This window comes from Rurimicrobium arvi (assembly GCF_039540495.1).
Lineage (GTDB): Bacteria > Bacteroidota > Bacteroidia > Chitinophagales > Chitinophagaceae > Rurimicrobium > Rurimicrobium arvi.
Genome location: NZ_BAABEZ010000024.1, coordinates 304576 through 320502, shown reverse-complemented (window position 1 = coordinate 320502; position 15927 = coordinate 304576). Strand labels below are relative to the sequence as shown.

Sequence of the window (15927 nt, the reverse complement as noted above, 5' to 3'; positions counted from 1 at the left end):
TTCTTTTACCTGTTTTAATTCTTCAACTAATGGCAGTTACCGCTCCTTTCAACCTAAAAAAATGGATCGACGAACACCGTCACCTGCTGAAACCTCCGGTAGGCAACGCATCTGTGTACCACAACACCGGCGATTTTATCGTCATGGTGGTTGGCGGGCCGAACAACCGTAAAGACTTTCACTACAACCGTACGGAAGAATTATTCCTGCAGCTGGAAGGCGATATTGTGGTACGTATACAGGATGAGGGTGTGATCAGAGACATCGAAATAAAAGAGGGCGACATGTTCCTGCTTCCCGGTAAAGTACCCCACTCTCCCCAGCGCGGTCCGAATACGATCGGCATTGTGGTGGAAAAAGTGCGTGACGAAGGAGAGATGGATGCGTTTATGTGGTTTTGCGAAAATTGTCACGAAAAACTTTATGAAGAACCCATCGGAGTGAAAGATATAGTGAAGGATCTCCCGCCGCTGATGGCGCGTTTCTATGCAGACGAGGATAAACGTACCTGTAAAAAGTGCGGTGCGGTTATGGAACCACCTACACCGCGCAAATAAATTAGAGAGGCCTACTTTATTTTTTAGCTGAAACAATTATCTTCGCAGCGTAATAAAAAATTTCGAAAACGATATATGTCACACGATCATAACAGCCACGGACATCACCATCATGACGCGGAAGCGGATAAACCGGTGATTGCGTTTAAATCTGCTTTTTACTTCGTATTTATTCTTGCGGGATTGTTTCTCTGCGCAATTGGCTTTATAAAATCCACTAGCCACGACGAAAGCGGCCACGGCGCAGGTCACCATGCAATCGAAGCCACGCACGAGTCGCACGAAGCAGGCGAAGCAGAACATGCAGACGCGGCTGAGCATCACGAAGCAGAAGCGGCACACGAAGCTCCTGCTGCAGAAGAAGCTCACCACTAATAACCGGGCAATGACCGATTTTAAATTATCTTAAAGCAATACCACCGGGTATTGCTTTTATTTTTGAGTAAAGTCTCTTATACATGATGCAACAGGACAGCTGGATTGCCATTACCGGCGCAGCAGGATTTATCGGCAGCAAACTCGCCGAAAATCTTAACGAAAAAGGATTCGGGAACCTGGTACTGGTCGATGATTTTGGCAATGAACAGAAAGCTCCTAATCTTAAAGGCCGGAAATATGCGCTGAAGATACACCGCGATCAGTTTTTCAACTGGCTCAGAGAACATCCCGGGAAAGTGCAGTATATATTCCACCTTGGCGCGCGTACGGACACCACCGAAATGAATTACGAGATTCATAAACGCCTGAATCTCGAATACACCAAAAACCTCTGGGAAATCTGTTACGAACAGCAGCTGCCATTGGTGTATGCATCTTCTGCGGCCACATACGGCGACGGCGCATTTGGCTATAAGGACACGCACGACATCGTGGAACAATTACAGCCGCTCAATCCATATGGCATTTCCAAAAACGAATTTGATATCTGGGCGCTGCAGCAAAAGCACCATCCTCCTTTCTGGGCAGGGGTGAAATTTTTCAATGTTTATGGTCCCAATGAGTACCATAAAGGGCGTATGGCTTCAGTGATCTTTCATGCTTACCATCAGATCCGCAATACAGGCAGTATTACCCTGTTCCGGTCGCATAATCCCAAATACAAAGACGGAGAGCAATTACGCGATTTCATCTACGTAAAAGACATTCTGAATATAGTGGAATGGCTGATGGAAACGCAACCGGAGAGCGGGCTGTACAATGCGGGCACAGGTAAGGCAAGGACGTTCATCGACCTGGCAAAAGCGGTGTTTCATGCGCTTGGCATTCCGGAAGACATCCGATTCCGCGACACTCCGGAAGATATCCGCGATAAATACCAGTATTTTACCGAAGCGGATATGCAGAAAATAAAGAATGCAGGTTACGATAAGCCTTTCTATTCACTCGAAGAAGGAGTGAAAGATTATATTGATCAGTACCTTTCCCGCCAATGAGTTTAAAAAAAAAGAGAGGAATACAGACATTCCTCTCTTTTCATACATCGCGACCTGCATTTTACATTAACCACGTCGGTCTCATGCTACCCTTGCGGCAATTGAACAGTTACCGGTAACCGCAATCAATGGACACATGCCATTCCGCTTCTACGCTACAGCGTAATTTTCGTCGTGAATACGATTGCACCCTCTGAGGTCTGCACTTTCAGAATGTAGATTCCCTGCGGCAATTGAGACAAATTGAAGCTCACCTTCCCGCCGCTCCGCATGTCAGTCAGTTGCTGTAAGAGCTTTCCGTCTATGCTTACAATAGCGCCCCTGTAAACAACAGGCTGTTCCGATTGCGGCAATTCCAGATAAAAGAGACCATCAGGGCTCGGATTAGGATACACTTTGAAACCAGGCATTTGTCCGGCGGTGGTGGCATCGGTAGCGGATGATCCGGCCGTATCAGCTAATCTGCTCGTGGCGCTCTCTGTACCATAATTTCCTACTATAGTAAGATCCAGTTCACTGCTTCCTGAAGCCGTATAGCTGAATCCCGGGTTTACGTCAACCTGTTTCGCTGTCACTACCACTTGCCAGGGGCTTGTCGCCGAGGCAGGATAGCTTGCAGGCAGCGTGAAACTGCCGATATTACAATTATTGGCTGTGAGCTGCGTGACCTTCATACCATCAGTAGTGGTCTCGGTAAATGCAGCGATAGAACCAAGCAGATCGGTGGCTGTGCTTATGGTCTGATTGATATCTAAAGCCGGCTTGGGATTCGGTACCCGGACGGCTTGCTTATATATTCCCGACCGCGATATTTCGTCCCTGCTTGAATTCTTCCAGCAATTTTCCCGGATCGCCGATTCCAGAGCGGATATCCTGGTGAACCGTACGGTTGTGGAATAAGCGTTATTGGTTAAGTTTCCTCCGGCAGTTACCTCCGGGTAAAACACGGCATTCAATATGGAATAAGCTATTCCTTTTACAGAAGAATTGATATCATTTGCAGATGCAATATTCAGAACAGGAGATCCGGAACTGCCCCCCCCTATGCCCATTGGTAGATTAAATGCCACATCAACTGAATTGACACTGCTGTTCTGGTATATCCCATGATCCGACAAACGCTGAGGATAAGCCCAGGCATGACTGATATTATAATAGTTCCAGCCTGTGAAAGCAGTAATCTGAGTAAAATCATACCCAAGCGCGCCAAAATCGACAGACGGCAATCTGCGCCTATCAATAAGCACTAAAGCGGCATCTTTTCCTGCTATTTGATCATCATAATAGCCAACCAATAATCCTGTGCTCAAAAACGAGGTCGGAAAATTATTGATCCGTACGTAGTCCGTTCCGTTAACAGTATTGTTCGAACCGAGATAATCCATCGCGATTGTAGTATTAAAATGTATGGTTGAAGGTATGGGAATGACCAGGGGCATCCGCGCTGTTATCTGGTGCCCTGTCATGCAGACGCAGACAAAATCATCGTCTCTGAACGTACGGATTACAAATGCCGTTGAACCATTGTGTAAACTATTAACGTTGACCTCTGGATCCTGACCGCTCAGGAAAATAACACTCTTGCTCGTGAGATCCGACCCCGGAGGAAAAAAAGGATTTCCGGGTGTGTAAAACGTAAATAAATCGGGCCTGGACCTGACCGGCATAGATAGCGGTACTTGCGCAAACAGTTTCCCCACTATAAAGATCAGTAAAACGCATACCGTCACAATTCGCAGCATTTTCTTAGTTTTCAGCATATTTAATATTGCCTTTATTCATAAATCAATTGAGTGCTGAACACACGTATTCCTTTTTCATTCTGCACATTCAGGAGATAGAAGCCTTTCGGTAAGTGAGGAAGACTGATATCCACCTTCTGCCCGCTCTGCATATCATTCAGCTGCCGGACGGCTTTCCCGTCTATGCTCAGGATGGTACCCTTGTAACGAACCGCTCTTTCCGAATGCGGCAATTCCAGATAAAAAGTACCGTCGGTACTTGGGTTCGGGTATAGTTTAAAACAGGATGCGGCATCAGTACCCGCAACAGACGAAGCAAAAGCAGTATCTGTGGCGCCTGCAAGTTTGCTGGCAGCACTTTGCGAGCCATATATTGCCACTGTGTTCAGATCCAGTTCGCTGCTACCGGAAGCCGTATAGCTAAATCCGGCGGTCACATCTACCTGCTTTGCTGTCACAACCACCTGCCAGGGAGTGGATGTGGTTCCGGGATATACAGCAGGAAGCGTAAAACTTCCGAACGTACAATTTTTGGCAGCAAAGTCTGTGACTTTCTTACCATTTGCATCTCCGGTAGATGTCCGGGAGTAACTGAATATATTAGCAACCTGCGATACACTCAGGCTATATTCCTGGAAAAAAGAGGCACCGGGGTTGGCCTCCTGCACGGTTTGCTTGTAACTGCCGGAACTGAGAATCTGCTCTTTGTTAGCATTTTTCCAGCAATGCTCCTTAATGGCCGACTCCAGCAAAGACATCCGGGTAAAACGTATATTCGTTGCGTATTTATACTCTAACGTACGTCCGCTTACTGTGCGCTCCGGGTTTATGGCTGAATTAAGTCTTGAGGATGCCAGAATTCCCTGTGCAGCCGTTGTTACAGAATTTATCAACGGAGATCCGGAGGCACCCGGCCCCGATGCAAATGGCAGTTGTGTTCTTAACCATACGTAATTATTTGCATCGTTATCAAATACAAGATTAGTGACTAAACGCTGAGGATAGCACCAGGGGTGCCCCATTGTAAAGTAATTCTGGTAGTTAAGTGCATTTATTGCGCTGAAGTCGTACCCCAGAGCGGTGTAATTCGCGGAAGGCAGCTGTCGCTTTCTGATCAGAACCAGAGCGGCATCGATGCCCGTTCCGGCGCTTAGCGGATCTTGATAATAAGCAACCACTCTAAGCGTATGCAGATATGAGGATGCTCCTTCATTGGCGCCTACGTAATGAACTCCATCATCCAGATCCACCAGATCTGTCCCCTTAAAATTCATGGATATGTAATTATTAAGGGTAACTTCACCAGGAACGGTCGGACTCTGGCCTCCGGTGAAATCACTTATCTGATGGCCGGTCATACAAACGCAGACAGAGTCGTCGTCGCGGAATGTGCGGATAATAAATGCTGTAGAACCGGCTCCATCATTGCCCGGAATATTCGGATCACCTCCTTGCAGATAAATGAGACTTTTGCTTGCGCTGTTTGCGCCGGACGGCATGGCTGGGTTATTATCCTCATAAAAAGTAAACAGATCGGGCCGCGATTTCAAGGGCATATTGGGTGAAGGCAACTGTGCCCAAAGACCTGAATTGCTCAATAATAGCATTGCGCAAAAAAAGACTGCCGGGAAACGAATGGAATAGTGCTTTTGCATAGAAAGACATTTAATCAGATTCAGATAAATTACTGCCATGTAATTTTCGTTGTAAACACCAGCCTGCCTTCCGCATTATGCACAGTCAACAGGTACATACCGCGTGGTTGCTGAGAAAGGTTGAAGCTTGCCTTCGCACCACCCTGCATATGATCCAACTGCTGCACCAGCTTTCCATCCACGCTCATTATTGATCCGGTATAGACAATGTCTTTTTCCGTTGCAGGTAACTCCAGGAAGAAAACTCCATCCGGACTCGGATTCGGGTACAGCTTAAAGCCAGGTGCCGCACCCGAACCGGCAACAGATGTATTGGAAGCCGTATCTGCAGCATCTGCCAGCCGGCTGGTCGCGCTGCGTGTGTACGTTTCTATAGTGGTCAGGTCCAGTTCACTGGTTCCTGAAGCTGTATAACTAAATCCGGCATTTACATCCACCCGGTTAGCAGAAACTACTACACGCCAAGGCGTCGCCGTGGTGCCGGGATATATCACGGGTAATATGAAACCGCCCATTACACAATTATTTGCAATAAATTGAGTAATGTTTTTTCCGTCTACAGCAGTTTTAGTAAAAGCGGCAGAAGATCCGCTTATATCGGTTGCTGCACTTACTGTCTGATTTATACTTAACTGAGGCTTTAGATTCGACACCATTACCGTTTGTTTATAGATGCCCGAACCGGATATTGCTGTACTATCCTGCTTGTTCCAGCAATGCTTGCGGATAGCAGACTCCAGCAATGATATACGTGTAAATACGCCTCCGGAACTGTATGCATACGAACGCTGTATACCGTCGACCGCATATTCATTAACAAATGTGGGAGTCAGACCCATTGAAAGGATCCCTTTTACTAAGGGGTTTACTGTTGTACCGGAAGTCCTTGTCAGTAAAGGTGAGCCCGAACTGCTGCTTCCGAATGCAAAAGGCAGACTCGTAAATATATCCACTGAGTTTTGGTTGCCTCCCTGAAAAACGCCGTAATCAGATAAGCGAAGTGGATGATCCCAGCCGTGACCTAAAACATAATGATTCCCTCCCGACTGTTCATTAATTGGGGTAAAGTCGTACCCAAGCGCAGCAAAATTTTCAGAAGGAAACCAACTCTTGTCTACCAGGAACAAAGCTGCGTCTCTGCCGACAGGAAGATCATTGAAATATTCGACCAACTCCCCGTGGCTCAGATAGGCAGACGAATAATTATTAATTCTTACATAACCTGTTCCATTAGCGTAATCATCCTCTCCCAGATAATCCATATGGATGTTATTATTAAAAGAAACATAGCCAGGAACGGTTGGAGACTGTCCTCCATTAAAGATTTCCGCCTGATGACCAGTCATGCAAACGCAAAAGCGATCATCATTTCTGAAACTGCGGATGATAAATGCTGTAGAGCCAAATGATTCCATAGGCAAAGTCGGATCTACACCCGCAATATGGATAACACTTTTACCTGCGATATCCGATCCCGGCGGTCTGTTAACGTTATTACTGCTGTAAAAGGTGAACAAATCCGGTCTGGACCGGGCTGGCATTTTATAGAAATCCTGAGCCAGTGTTGGAACTATGTTCAATGTCAGCATGCAGGAAAAAAGTATGCTTAAGTGACGATTCATATTTTTAATTATAAGACACCAATAAAGTCGTACAAGCTGCTAATTGATCGTTTGAAGCGTTGGTTTGTATTAGGTAAAAATTTTTACAGTAAACACTATTCTCCCATCCGGAACATATAAATTCAAGAAGTAAATTCCTTGAGGCACACATGCAAGTCTGAAACTTACTTTTTGACCACTCTGCATGCGATTCAGCTGTTGCACCAGCTTTCCGTCTGCATTTATTATCGAACCAGTGTAAGTAATGGGTTGTTCCGTTGCAGGCAGTTCCAGGAAGAAAACCCCATCCGGACTCGGATTAGGGTACAGCTTAAAGCCGGGTGTAGCAAAGAAGCTTGAGTCAGATAAATTGGAAGCCGTATCTGCGGCATCTGCCGTTCGGCTGGTGGCGCTGCGTGTGTACGTTTCTATAGTAGTCAGGTCCAGTTCACTGGTTCCTGAAGCTGCGTAGCTAAAGCCCGCATTTACATCCACCTGGTTAGCAGCTATCACCACCCGCCATGTAGCTGTTCCACCGGGATATGTAACAGGCAGCGTAAAGCCGCCGACGGAACAATTATTGGCACTGATCTTTGTAATCGTTACTCTTTTATCTGTGCTGCTTTCCGTTTTCGCTGCAGCCGAACCGCTCACGTCGGCAACGTTGTTCAAAGACTGGTTCTGTTTAAGCGCAGGTTTAGCATTCGACACCAGTACCGTTTGCTTATACATACCGGAGCGGGAGATTTCAGCACTATCCTGTTTATTCCAGCAATGCTTCCGGATCGCAGATTCCAATAACGATATACGGGTATATCGTGCTTCTGTCGAATAACTATAGAAACGCGGTACTCCGTCCGCGGCGTATTCTCTTACGGATACGGGATCAACGCCACTTGAGAGAATTCCTTTTACTAAAGCGTTTACTGTAGCGCCGGAAGGCCGCGAGAGCAAAGGGGCTCCTGAACTCCCTGCCCCGCATGCAAAAGGAAGGTTCGCCGATATATCCACTGAATGCTCATCCCCTTCCTGGAAAATGCCATAATCAGACAAACGCATTGGATAGTCCCAGGGGTGACTTAATACGTAATGATTGCCTCCGGCCTGTTCATTAACGGGACTAAAGTCGTATCCCAGGGCAGCAAAATTTTCTGAAGGAAACCAACTTTTGTCAATCAGCAACAATGCGGCATCCTGGTTGATCGGAATGTCCAGATAATGCTCGACCAATTCTGCGTGGCTCAGGAAAGAAGACGAGTAATTATTAATTCTGACGTAATTCGTTCCATGAGACGCACTGTCTTCACCAAGGTAGTCCATGCGGATATTGTTGTTCAAATAGATATAGCCTGGCACCGGCGGTATTATCCCGCCTGACAATGTCTTTACCTGGTGCCCCGTCATACAAACACAAAAGCGATCATCATTCCTGAAACTACGTATGATAAATGCAGTGGATCCGCCCAGGTCTGTACTATTTGTAAATTCCGGATTTACACCGGCGATGTTGATAATACCTTTGCTGGCAATATCCGCCCCCTGCGGCCTGTTTGCAATATCATTGCTGTAAAACGTAAACAATTCGGATCTTGATCTTACCGGCATTTTGTCGGGACGTTGTGCCCAAACCTGAGAGATGCAAAACAGATGCAAAACCATAGTTAACCGGGAGACCCTGTAAAAGTTTGCTACAGTCAAACGGAATTTTACTTCGACAAACAACATCATCATCCATTACTTTATGCGACAGTTTTACTGAAGCGTTATTCTCGTGATAAACACATTGTTCCCTTCCGCCGTTTGTACATTAAGTATATAGATACCACGCGGCTGCTGCGAAAGGCTGAAATTTATTTTTCCTCCGCCCGGCATATCTCCCAGTTGCTGCACAAGCTTACCATCTACGCTGAAAACGGAACCTCTGTATGTAATTGTTTGTTTACCCGCTGGTAGCTCCAGGTAAAATATGCCGTCGGAACTTGGATTGGGATACAGTTTAAATCCGGCCGCAGTATCGAATCCGGCTTCAGGAGAGGTGGAGGAAGAATTATCGGATGCGCCGTCGAGCCTGCTGGTAGCACTCACGCTGTAAGACGAAACAGTAGTAAGATCCAACTCGCTGCTTCCCGAAGCGGAGTAGTTAAAGCCAGCATTTACATCTATCTGTTTCGCCGACACCACCACCTGCCAGGTCGTTGCGGTGCCGGGGTAGGTGGTTGGCATCGTAAAGCTGCCAACTGTGCAGTTGTTGGCCATAAAGTACGTAACTTTCTTTCCGTCCGAAGTTGTTTCGGTAGATGCAGCAGAAGAGCCGCTCACATCTGTTGCGGCATTTATTATCTGGTTCACGGTCAATTCGGGTTTAGGATTAGAGACCATTACCGTTTGTTTGTAGGCGCCTGATTGCATCAGTGCATTTTTATCAGCATTCTTCCAGCAATGCTCTTTGATAGCCGGTTCAAGTAAAGACATTCTCGAAATGCGTTCCCGGGTAGAATAAAGATGAGCGACCTGCAATGCCCCTGCTGTAAACTCCCAATAGGAGGAGATGGGTTCGCGTGCCAGCGACACAATGCCTTTTACCGGTGAAAGATCTGAAGCCGAAGACGGTCTCCGGAATACCGGCCCTCCTGAGCTTCCATCTCCCATACCGTAAGGCTGGCTGAAAGATACGTCCATGCAATCGTTGTCTCCGCTTGCATATGTACCATTATCCGATAATCGCATAGGATAGTTCCACGGATGACTGAGGCTATAATAGCTACCACCCGTTTGCGCATTGTCGGCAGAAAAATCGTATCCCAGTGCTGCAAAATCTGTCAATGGCAACATGCGTTTGTTAATGAGCAACAAAGCTGCGTCCTTACCATTCGACTCATCAAAAGCCAATCCGGCCAACACCCCATAAGGTAAAAAGGCGGTGGAACGACTTACAACGTTGACGTAATCAACGTCTTCAATCGTGTTGTCTTCTCCCCGGTAATTCATCGAAACATTATTGCCGATCGGAATCGCCATAGGAACCGTCATTGTTCGGCCACCCACTAAATCACTCACCTGGTGGCCGGTCATGCATACACAGATAATGTTATCGTCGCGGAAGGTGCGGAGTATAAATGCCGTAGAGCCGGAATTTACACGGTCGGGATTTATTCTCGGGCTCACCCCATTTATATAAATAATGCCTTTACTGGTGAGATCCGAACCGGAAGGCATAGTTGCTGCCCCCTGAGTGTAAAAAGTAAAAAGGTTAGGTCTTGCCTTTACCGGCATTTCAGGCGGGGCCTGAGCCCATAGTCTGGTATTGCAGCATGAAAGCATTACACAGTACGCGACTGCGACGAATGGATATAAGTAATTGTTTTTCATAAAAATTGAATATAGAAATAATGATATAGATGTTATTTTCGGGTTTCCGTTACAGCACTATTTTTACGGTAAACACTCTTTTTCCTTCCGGATCATGCACATTCAGCACATACATCCCTTTGGGAAAGCGTGAAAGATTAAAGCTAACCTTCTGACCGCCCGGCATATGATCCAGCTGTTGCACCAGCTTTCCATCTGCACTCATTATTGAGCCGGTATAAACAATGTCCTTTTCCGCGGCAGGCAGCTCCAGGAAGAAAACACCATCAGGACTTGGATTCGGGTACAGCTTAAAGCCGGGTGTATTGCCAGACCCTGCAACGGATGAATTGGAAGCAGTATCCGCAGCATCAGCCAACCGGCTGGTCGCACTGCGTGTATATGTTTCTAACGTTGTCAGGTCCAGTTCACTGGTTCCGGAAGCAGTATAATTAAAGCCCGCATTTACATCTACCTTGTTGGCAGACACCACCACCCGCCAGGGTGTAGCTGTGGTCCCCGGATATGCCACCGGTAATGTAAAACTGCCGATTGTACAGTTGTTGGCCGTAAGCTGGGTAACTTTTTTACCGTCAAGCGCATCTTCCGTAAATGCAGACGAGGACCCGGGTATATCCGCAGAAAAAGATATACTCAGATTGGTATTCCGTAGAAGATTCAATTTAGGATTGGACACCTCCACTGATTGCTTATAAATACCGGAACTCAGTATCTGTTCTTTGTTGGCATTCTTCCAGCAGTGTTCTTTAATGGCAGACTCCAGCAGCGACATCCGGGTGAAGCCCAAAACCAATGCATAGCTATAGGGCGCTATCCATCCCGCAACAGAAGTTGCATAAAATGTTACCGGGTTGGATATATACGAATGGATACCCTGTACAGCTAGCGTGGTAGTGTTGATCAAAGGCGCTCCGGAAGATCCCGGTGCCGTCGCATAAGGCTTGGCCACCTCAAATTCGATCCAGTTATTTCCATCGTCGTAATATAAAAGATCTTTCGCCAAACGTTGCGGATACCCACATGGATGACCAATAGTAAAATAATTCTGGTAATTAAACATATTGATCGCGCCAAAATCATAACCTAAAGCGACAAAATTCCCGGAAGGCAATTTGCGCTTATTGATCAGCAATAAAGCAGCATCGTTACCGGTTCCTGAAGAAGGGGGATCCCAAAAATAAGCAACCACCTGCGCCTGACTCAGATAAGAAGAAGCTGCCTCGTGAGGCCCGACGTACGTTGCACCATCTGTGGGACTGATATAGTTTTTAGCTTTATAGTCCATAGATATCAGATTTTTGATGTCCAGATCAAAGGGAACACTTGGTGGTATACGATTTCCATTGAATGTCCTCACCTGATGGCCGGCCATACATACACACATAAGATCATCGTCCCGGAATGTGCGGATGATAAATGCTGTAGACTGCCCGTCCCCGCTATTGGACTGAGCCGGATTAACACCCTGCAGCAAAATAACCGACTTGCTGACACGATCCGACCCGGCAGGCATATTGGCATTATTATCTTCGTAAAATGTAAACAGATCCGGACGGGCCATAACGGGCGACATACCCAGCGGTAATTGTGCCCTGACACAGGTACTGTTTAATAACAGTGCTACGCAACACGCGACTGTGCGGTAATGAACGGAGTTACAATTTTTCATAGAAAATTATTTCTTTCAGATAAAGAATAGCTTATTGCAGTGTGATTTTCGTTGTAAACACTTTCATCCCGTCCGAACCGTATACATTCAGCAGATATACGCCGCGCGGCTGCTGAGACAAATTAAAACTTGCTTTCGTTCCGGATTGCATATCATCCAGTTGCTGCACCACCTTACCATCTATGCTCAGAACAGCGCCCCGGTATACCATTGGCCAGGTGGCTGCAGGCAGCTCCAGGGAGACAATACCATCCGGACTCGGGTTTGGATAGAGCTTAAAGCCGGATGCAACACCGGAGTTTGCGTCAGATGAAGCGGAAGCTGTATCCTCGGCATCAGCAAGCCTGCTGCTGGCGCTGCGTGTGTACGTCTCTATAGTAGTCAGGTCCAGCCCACTGGTGCCAGAAGCTGTATAACTAAAGCCCGCATTTACATTCACCTGGTTGGCAGACACCACCACCCACCAGGGTGTCGCTGTAGTACCGGGATATGCCACAGGCAATATGAAGCTGCCCATCGTACAGTTGTTGGCCGTGAGCTGGGTAACTTTTTTACCATTAAGCGCATCTTCGGTGAATGCAGCGGATGATCCGCTGATATCAGCCGCAGAGCTGATACTCTGATTTGTATTCCGTAAAAGTGCCGTATTCGCGTTGGATACCTCCACTGATTGTTTATAAATACCGGAACTCAGTATCTGTGCTTTATTTGCATTTTTCCAGCAGTGCTCTTTAATGGCAGATTCCAGCAGCGACATCCGGGTAAAGCGCATTTCCGTTGAATACATATAATTCAACGTTCGAAATTCGATTGACATTTCATCAATTGTTACGCCATTGCACACCGCCGCCATAATTCCCTCAGCAGATAAGGTACCCGAATGGACCAACGGAGCGCCGGAAGCACCATGTCCGGAAACATATGGCTTTTGCGTATTAAAATCTATCCAGTTATAAACATCCACATCGTATAGAAGGTTATTCGACAAGCGCTGCGGATACCCCCAGGGATGTCCGATGCTGAAATATTTTTGTGTGGCCGACGGTGTGGCTTTACTGAACTCGTATCCCAAAGCACCAAAATTGGCAAGTGGCAGCTTTCTTTTATCGATAAGAAATAAAGCCGCGTCGTCATCTGTTCCTTCCGGCAGAGGATCATTAAAATAAGCAACCAGTCGCATCTCGCTCAGATAGCTCGACACTCCTTCGTGAGGACCGACACAATGCTCGCCATCGATACTGCTGACAACGTCTTTGGCTTTATAATTCATGGTTATAAAGTTTTTAACCTCAATATCTTTGGGAACGGCTGGCGTTTGTTCTCCGTTAAAAGACTTCGCCTGATGACCGGTCATACACAGGCAAACAAAATTGTCGTCGCGGAATGTACGGATAAGAAATGCAGTGGTACCGGCACTCGCCGGGTCTCTATTCGGCAAATCAGGATTGATCCCCCGCATGTAAATAACCGACTTACTGACAAGGTCAGAGCCGGCGGGCATATTGGCATTATTATCTTCATAAAATGTGAACAGATCAGGCCGCGATTTCCGAGGCATCGAAGCTGCAGGCAATTGTGCCCGCAGACTCGTGCTGCTTATCAGCAGCAAAGTGCTGAGCGTGACCAACACACACCGAAAAGCGTACCGGTTTTTCATAGAAAATATTTGCGGCAGATGCATACCATTTACTGCAATGTGATTTTCATCGTAAACACCTTCACTCCACCCGGAGCATAAACGCTCAACAGGTACATACCGCGTGGTTGCTGAGAAAGGTTAAAGCTTGTCTTTGTGCCTCCCTGCATATGATTTAGCTCTTGCACCAGTTTCCCATCCGCGCTCATTATTGAGCCGGTATAGACAACGTCTTTTTCCGCTGCTGGCAACTCCAGGAAGAAAATACCATCCGGACTCGGATTCGGAAACAGCTTAAAGCCGGATACAACGCCGGAGTTTCCGTCAGATGAGTTGGAAGCAGTATCCGCAGCAGCATCTGCCAACCGGCTGGTGGCACTACGTGTGTACGTCTCTATAGTAGTCAGGTCCATTTCACTGATTCCTGAAGCAGCGTAGCTAAAGCCCGCATTTACATCCACCTGGTTAGCAGACACTACCACGCGCCAGGGTGTTGCTGTGGTGCCGGGATATGCCACCGGTAATGCAAAGCTGCCAAACGTACAGTTGTTGGCCGTAAGCCGTGTGATTTTTTTACCATTAAGCGCGGTTTCGGTAAATGCCGCAGACGATCCGCTGATACCTGTTGCAGAGGTGATACTCTGGTTTGTATTCCGTAAAGACGCGGCCGGATTGGATACCTCCACAGATTGCGTGTAAACAAGGGAAGTTGTCATCTGCGCTTCACTCACATTTTTCCAGCAATGCTGTTTAATTGCCGGTGCCAGAATCGCCATCCTCGTAAAACGCACATCTGTTGAATACAAATAGCCTCTTAATCGTCCATCAATCGAAACGTCATCAATTTCCACACCATTGACCGAAGTTGACAGAATTCCATCTACCATTACGCTACCGGAACGGATTAACGGAGATCCGGAACTCCCTCGTCCCACGCAATATGGCTTTCGTGTAGAAAAATCCATCCAGTTGTTGTCGTCATCATCATAAAAAAGACTATCCGACAAGCGCTGCGGATAACCCCAGGGGTGTCCGATGGTGAAATATTTTTGGGTGGCCGAAGGTGAAACTACACGGAATCCATATCCCAAAGCACCAAAACTCGCAAGTGGCAGTTTGCGTTTATCAACCAGGAATAAAGCAGCGTCGTTACCAGTTCCCAAATTTATAGGGTCTCCGAAATAAGCAACTAATTGCATCTCGTCCAGATAGCTGGTGACTGCTTCGTGAGGACCAACACGATGTTCGCCATCGGTAGCACTAACGACGTCTCTCGCTTTATAATTCATGGATATCTGATTTTTAATTTCAATGTCACTTGGGACAGTTGGAGTTTGCCGCCCGTTGAAAATCTTCGCCTGGTGGCCGGTCATACAGACGCATACAAGATCATCATCCCGGAACGTGCGGATAACAAATGCCGTGGAGCTTGCATCTCCGTCCGGGTTAGGCAAATCGGGATTGATACCATGAATGAAAATAACCGACTTACTGACAAGGTCCGATCCGGCAGGCATATTCGCATTATTGTCTTCATAAAACGTGAACAGATCGGGCCAGGATCTCGGAGACATATAATAGGGAGGGAGCTGGGCAAAGACACTGCGACCGTGTAATACCAGCATGAAACAAAAAGTGATTCTGAGATAACGGAAAGAGTAATTATTTCTCATAAAATAAATGTTGCGGAACAGAAAAATTTATTACCATGTGATTTTCGTTGTAAACACCAGCCTGCCTTCCGGATCATGCACATTCAGCAGATACATACCGTGTGGTTGCTGAGACAGGTTGAAGCTTGCCTTCGCCCCACTCTGCATGTGATCCAGCCGCTGCACCAGTTTTCCATCCGCGCTCATTACCGAACCGGTGTAAACAATGTCTTTTTCTCCTGAAGGAAGCTCCAGGAAGAACACCCCGTCCGGACTTGGATTCGGGTACAGCTTAAAGCCAGGTGCCGCACCCGAACCGGCAACAGATGTATTGGAAGCTGTATCTGCAGCATCTGCCAGCCGGCTGGTGGCGCTACGTGTGTACGTTTCTATAGTAGTCAGATCCAGCTCACTGGTACCTGAAGCAGTATAATTAAAGCCCGGGTTTACATCCACGCTCTTGGCAGACACCACTACCCGCCACGGTGTCGCTGTGGTGCCGGGATATACCACAGGCAATGTGAAGTTGCCGATTGTACAGTTGTTGGCGATAAGTTCGGTAACCTTTTTACCGTCGGGTGCATCTTCCGTAACTGCCGAGGAAGACCCTGAA

General features: G+C 47.0%; 12 protein-coding genes. 3 read left to right on the top strand and 9 right to left on the bottom strand.

The features are described 5' to 3' along the window. Positions 1–29 precede the first annotated feature (29 nt). From ABD846_RS13890 to rfaD, 3 genes are all read left to right on the top strand, one after another. Positions 30–557 carry a 3-hydroxyanthranilate 3,4-dioxygenase gene (locus tag ABD846_RS13890; protein WP_344828289.1) on the top strand — a complete coding sequence of 176 codons (528 nt, stop codon included), beginning with the start codon at positions 30–32 and terminating at the stop codon, positions 555–557. 75 nt (positions 558–632) lie between these two features. Further along, positions 633–932: a hypothetical protein gene (locus ABD846_RS13885; RefSeq protein ID WP_344828287.1), complete on the top strand. Its 300-nt coding sequence runs from the start codon at positions 633–635 to the stop codon at positions 930–932. An 83-nt stretch (positions 933–1015) separates the two neighbouring features. Then, positions 1016–1990 (top strand): ADP-glyceromanno-heptose 6-epimerase, encoded by a 975-nt coding sequence (gene rfaD, locus ABD846_RS13880; protein WP_344828285.1) that lies wholly within the window; start codon positions 1016–1018, stop codon positions 1988–1990. A gap of 155 nt (positions 1991–2145) precedes the next feature. On the opposite strand, the gene ABD846_RS13875 is transcribed toward rfaD, so the two are convergent. The 9 genes from ABD846_RS13875 to ABD846_RS13835 form a co-directional block, all read right to left on the bottom strand. Continuing rightward, on the bottom strand, positions 2146–3429 hold the full coding sequence (locus ABD846_RS13875; protein ID WP_344828283.1) for a T9SS type A sorting domain-containing protein: 1284 nt from the start codon (positions 3427–3429) through the stop codon (positions 2146–2148). Positions 3430–3764: 335 nt separating this feature from the next. Next, a complete protein-coding gene (locus ABD846_RS13870; protein ID WP_344828280.1) occupies positions 3765–5387 on the bottom strand; it encodes a T9SS type A sorting domain-containing protein in 1623 nt (540 codons plus the stop codon). A gap of 29 nt (positions 5388–5416) precedes the next feature. After that, entirely contained in the window at positions 5417–7009 is a 1593-nt protein-coding gene (locus ABD846_RS13865) for a T9SS type A sorting domain-containing protein (protein WP_344828278.1), read from the bottom strand. 69 nt (positions 7010–7078) lie between these two features. Further along, entirely contained in the window at positions 7079–8641 is a 1563-nt protein-coding gene (locus tag ABD846_RS13860) for a T9SS type A sorting domain-containing protein (protein WP_344828275.1), read from the bottom strand. A gap of 99 nt (positions 8642–8740) precedes the next feature. Further along, positions 8741–10357 carry a T9SS type A sorting domain-containing protein gene (locus ABD846_RS13855; protein ID WP_344828273.1) on the bottom strand — a complete coding sequence of 539 codons (1617 nt, stop codon included), beginning with the start codon at positions 10355–10357 and terminating at the stop codon, positions 8741–8743. A 49-nt stretch (positions 10358–10406) separates the two neighbouring features. Then, positions 10407–12026 (bottom strand): T9SS type A sorting domain-containing protein, encoded by a 1620-nt coding sequence (locus ABD846_RS13850; protein WP_344828270.1) that lies wholly within the window; start codon positions 12024–12026, stop codon positions 10407–10409. 31 nt (positions 12027–12057) lie between these two features. Beyond that, on the bottom strand, positions 12058–13683 hold the full coding sequence (locus ABD846_RS13845; RefSeq protein WP_344828267.1) for a T9SS type A sorting domain-containing protein: 1626 nt from the start codon (positions 13681–13683) through the stop codon (positions 12058–12060). Positions 13684–13712: 29 nt separating this feature from the next. Continuing rightward, a complete protein-coding gene (locus ABD846_RS13840; protein WP_344828264.1) occupies positions 13713–15335 on the bottom strand; it encodes a T9SS type A sorting domain-containing protein in 1623 nt (540 codons plus the stop codon). Positions 15336–15365: 30 nt separating this feature from the next. Next, on the bottom strand, positions 15366–15927 hold a 562-nt coding region (locus tag ABD846_RS13835; RefSeq protein WP_344828261.1), incomplete at its 5' end, for a T9SS type A sorting domain-containing protein.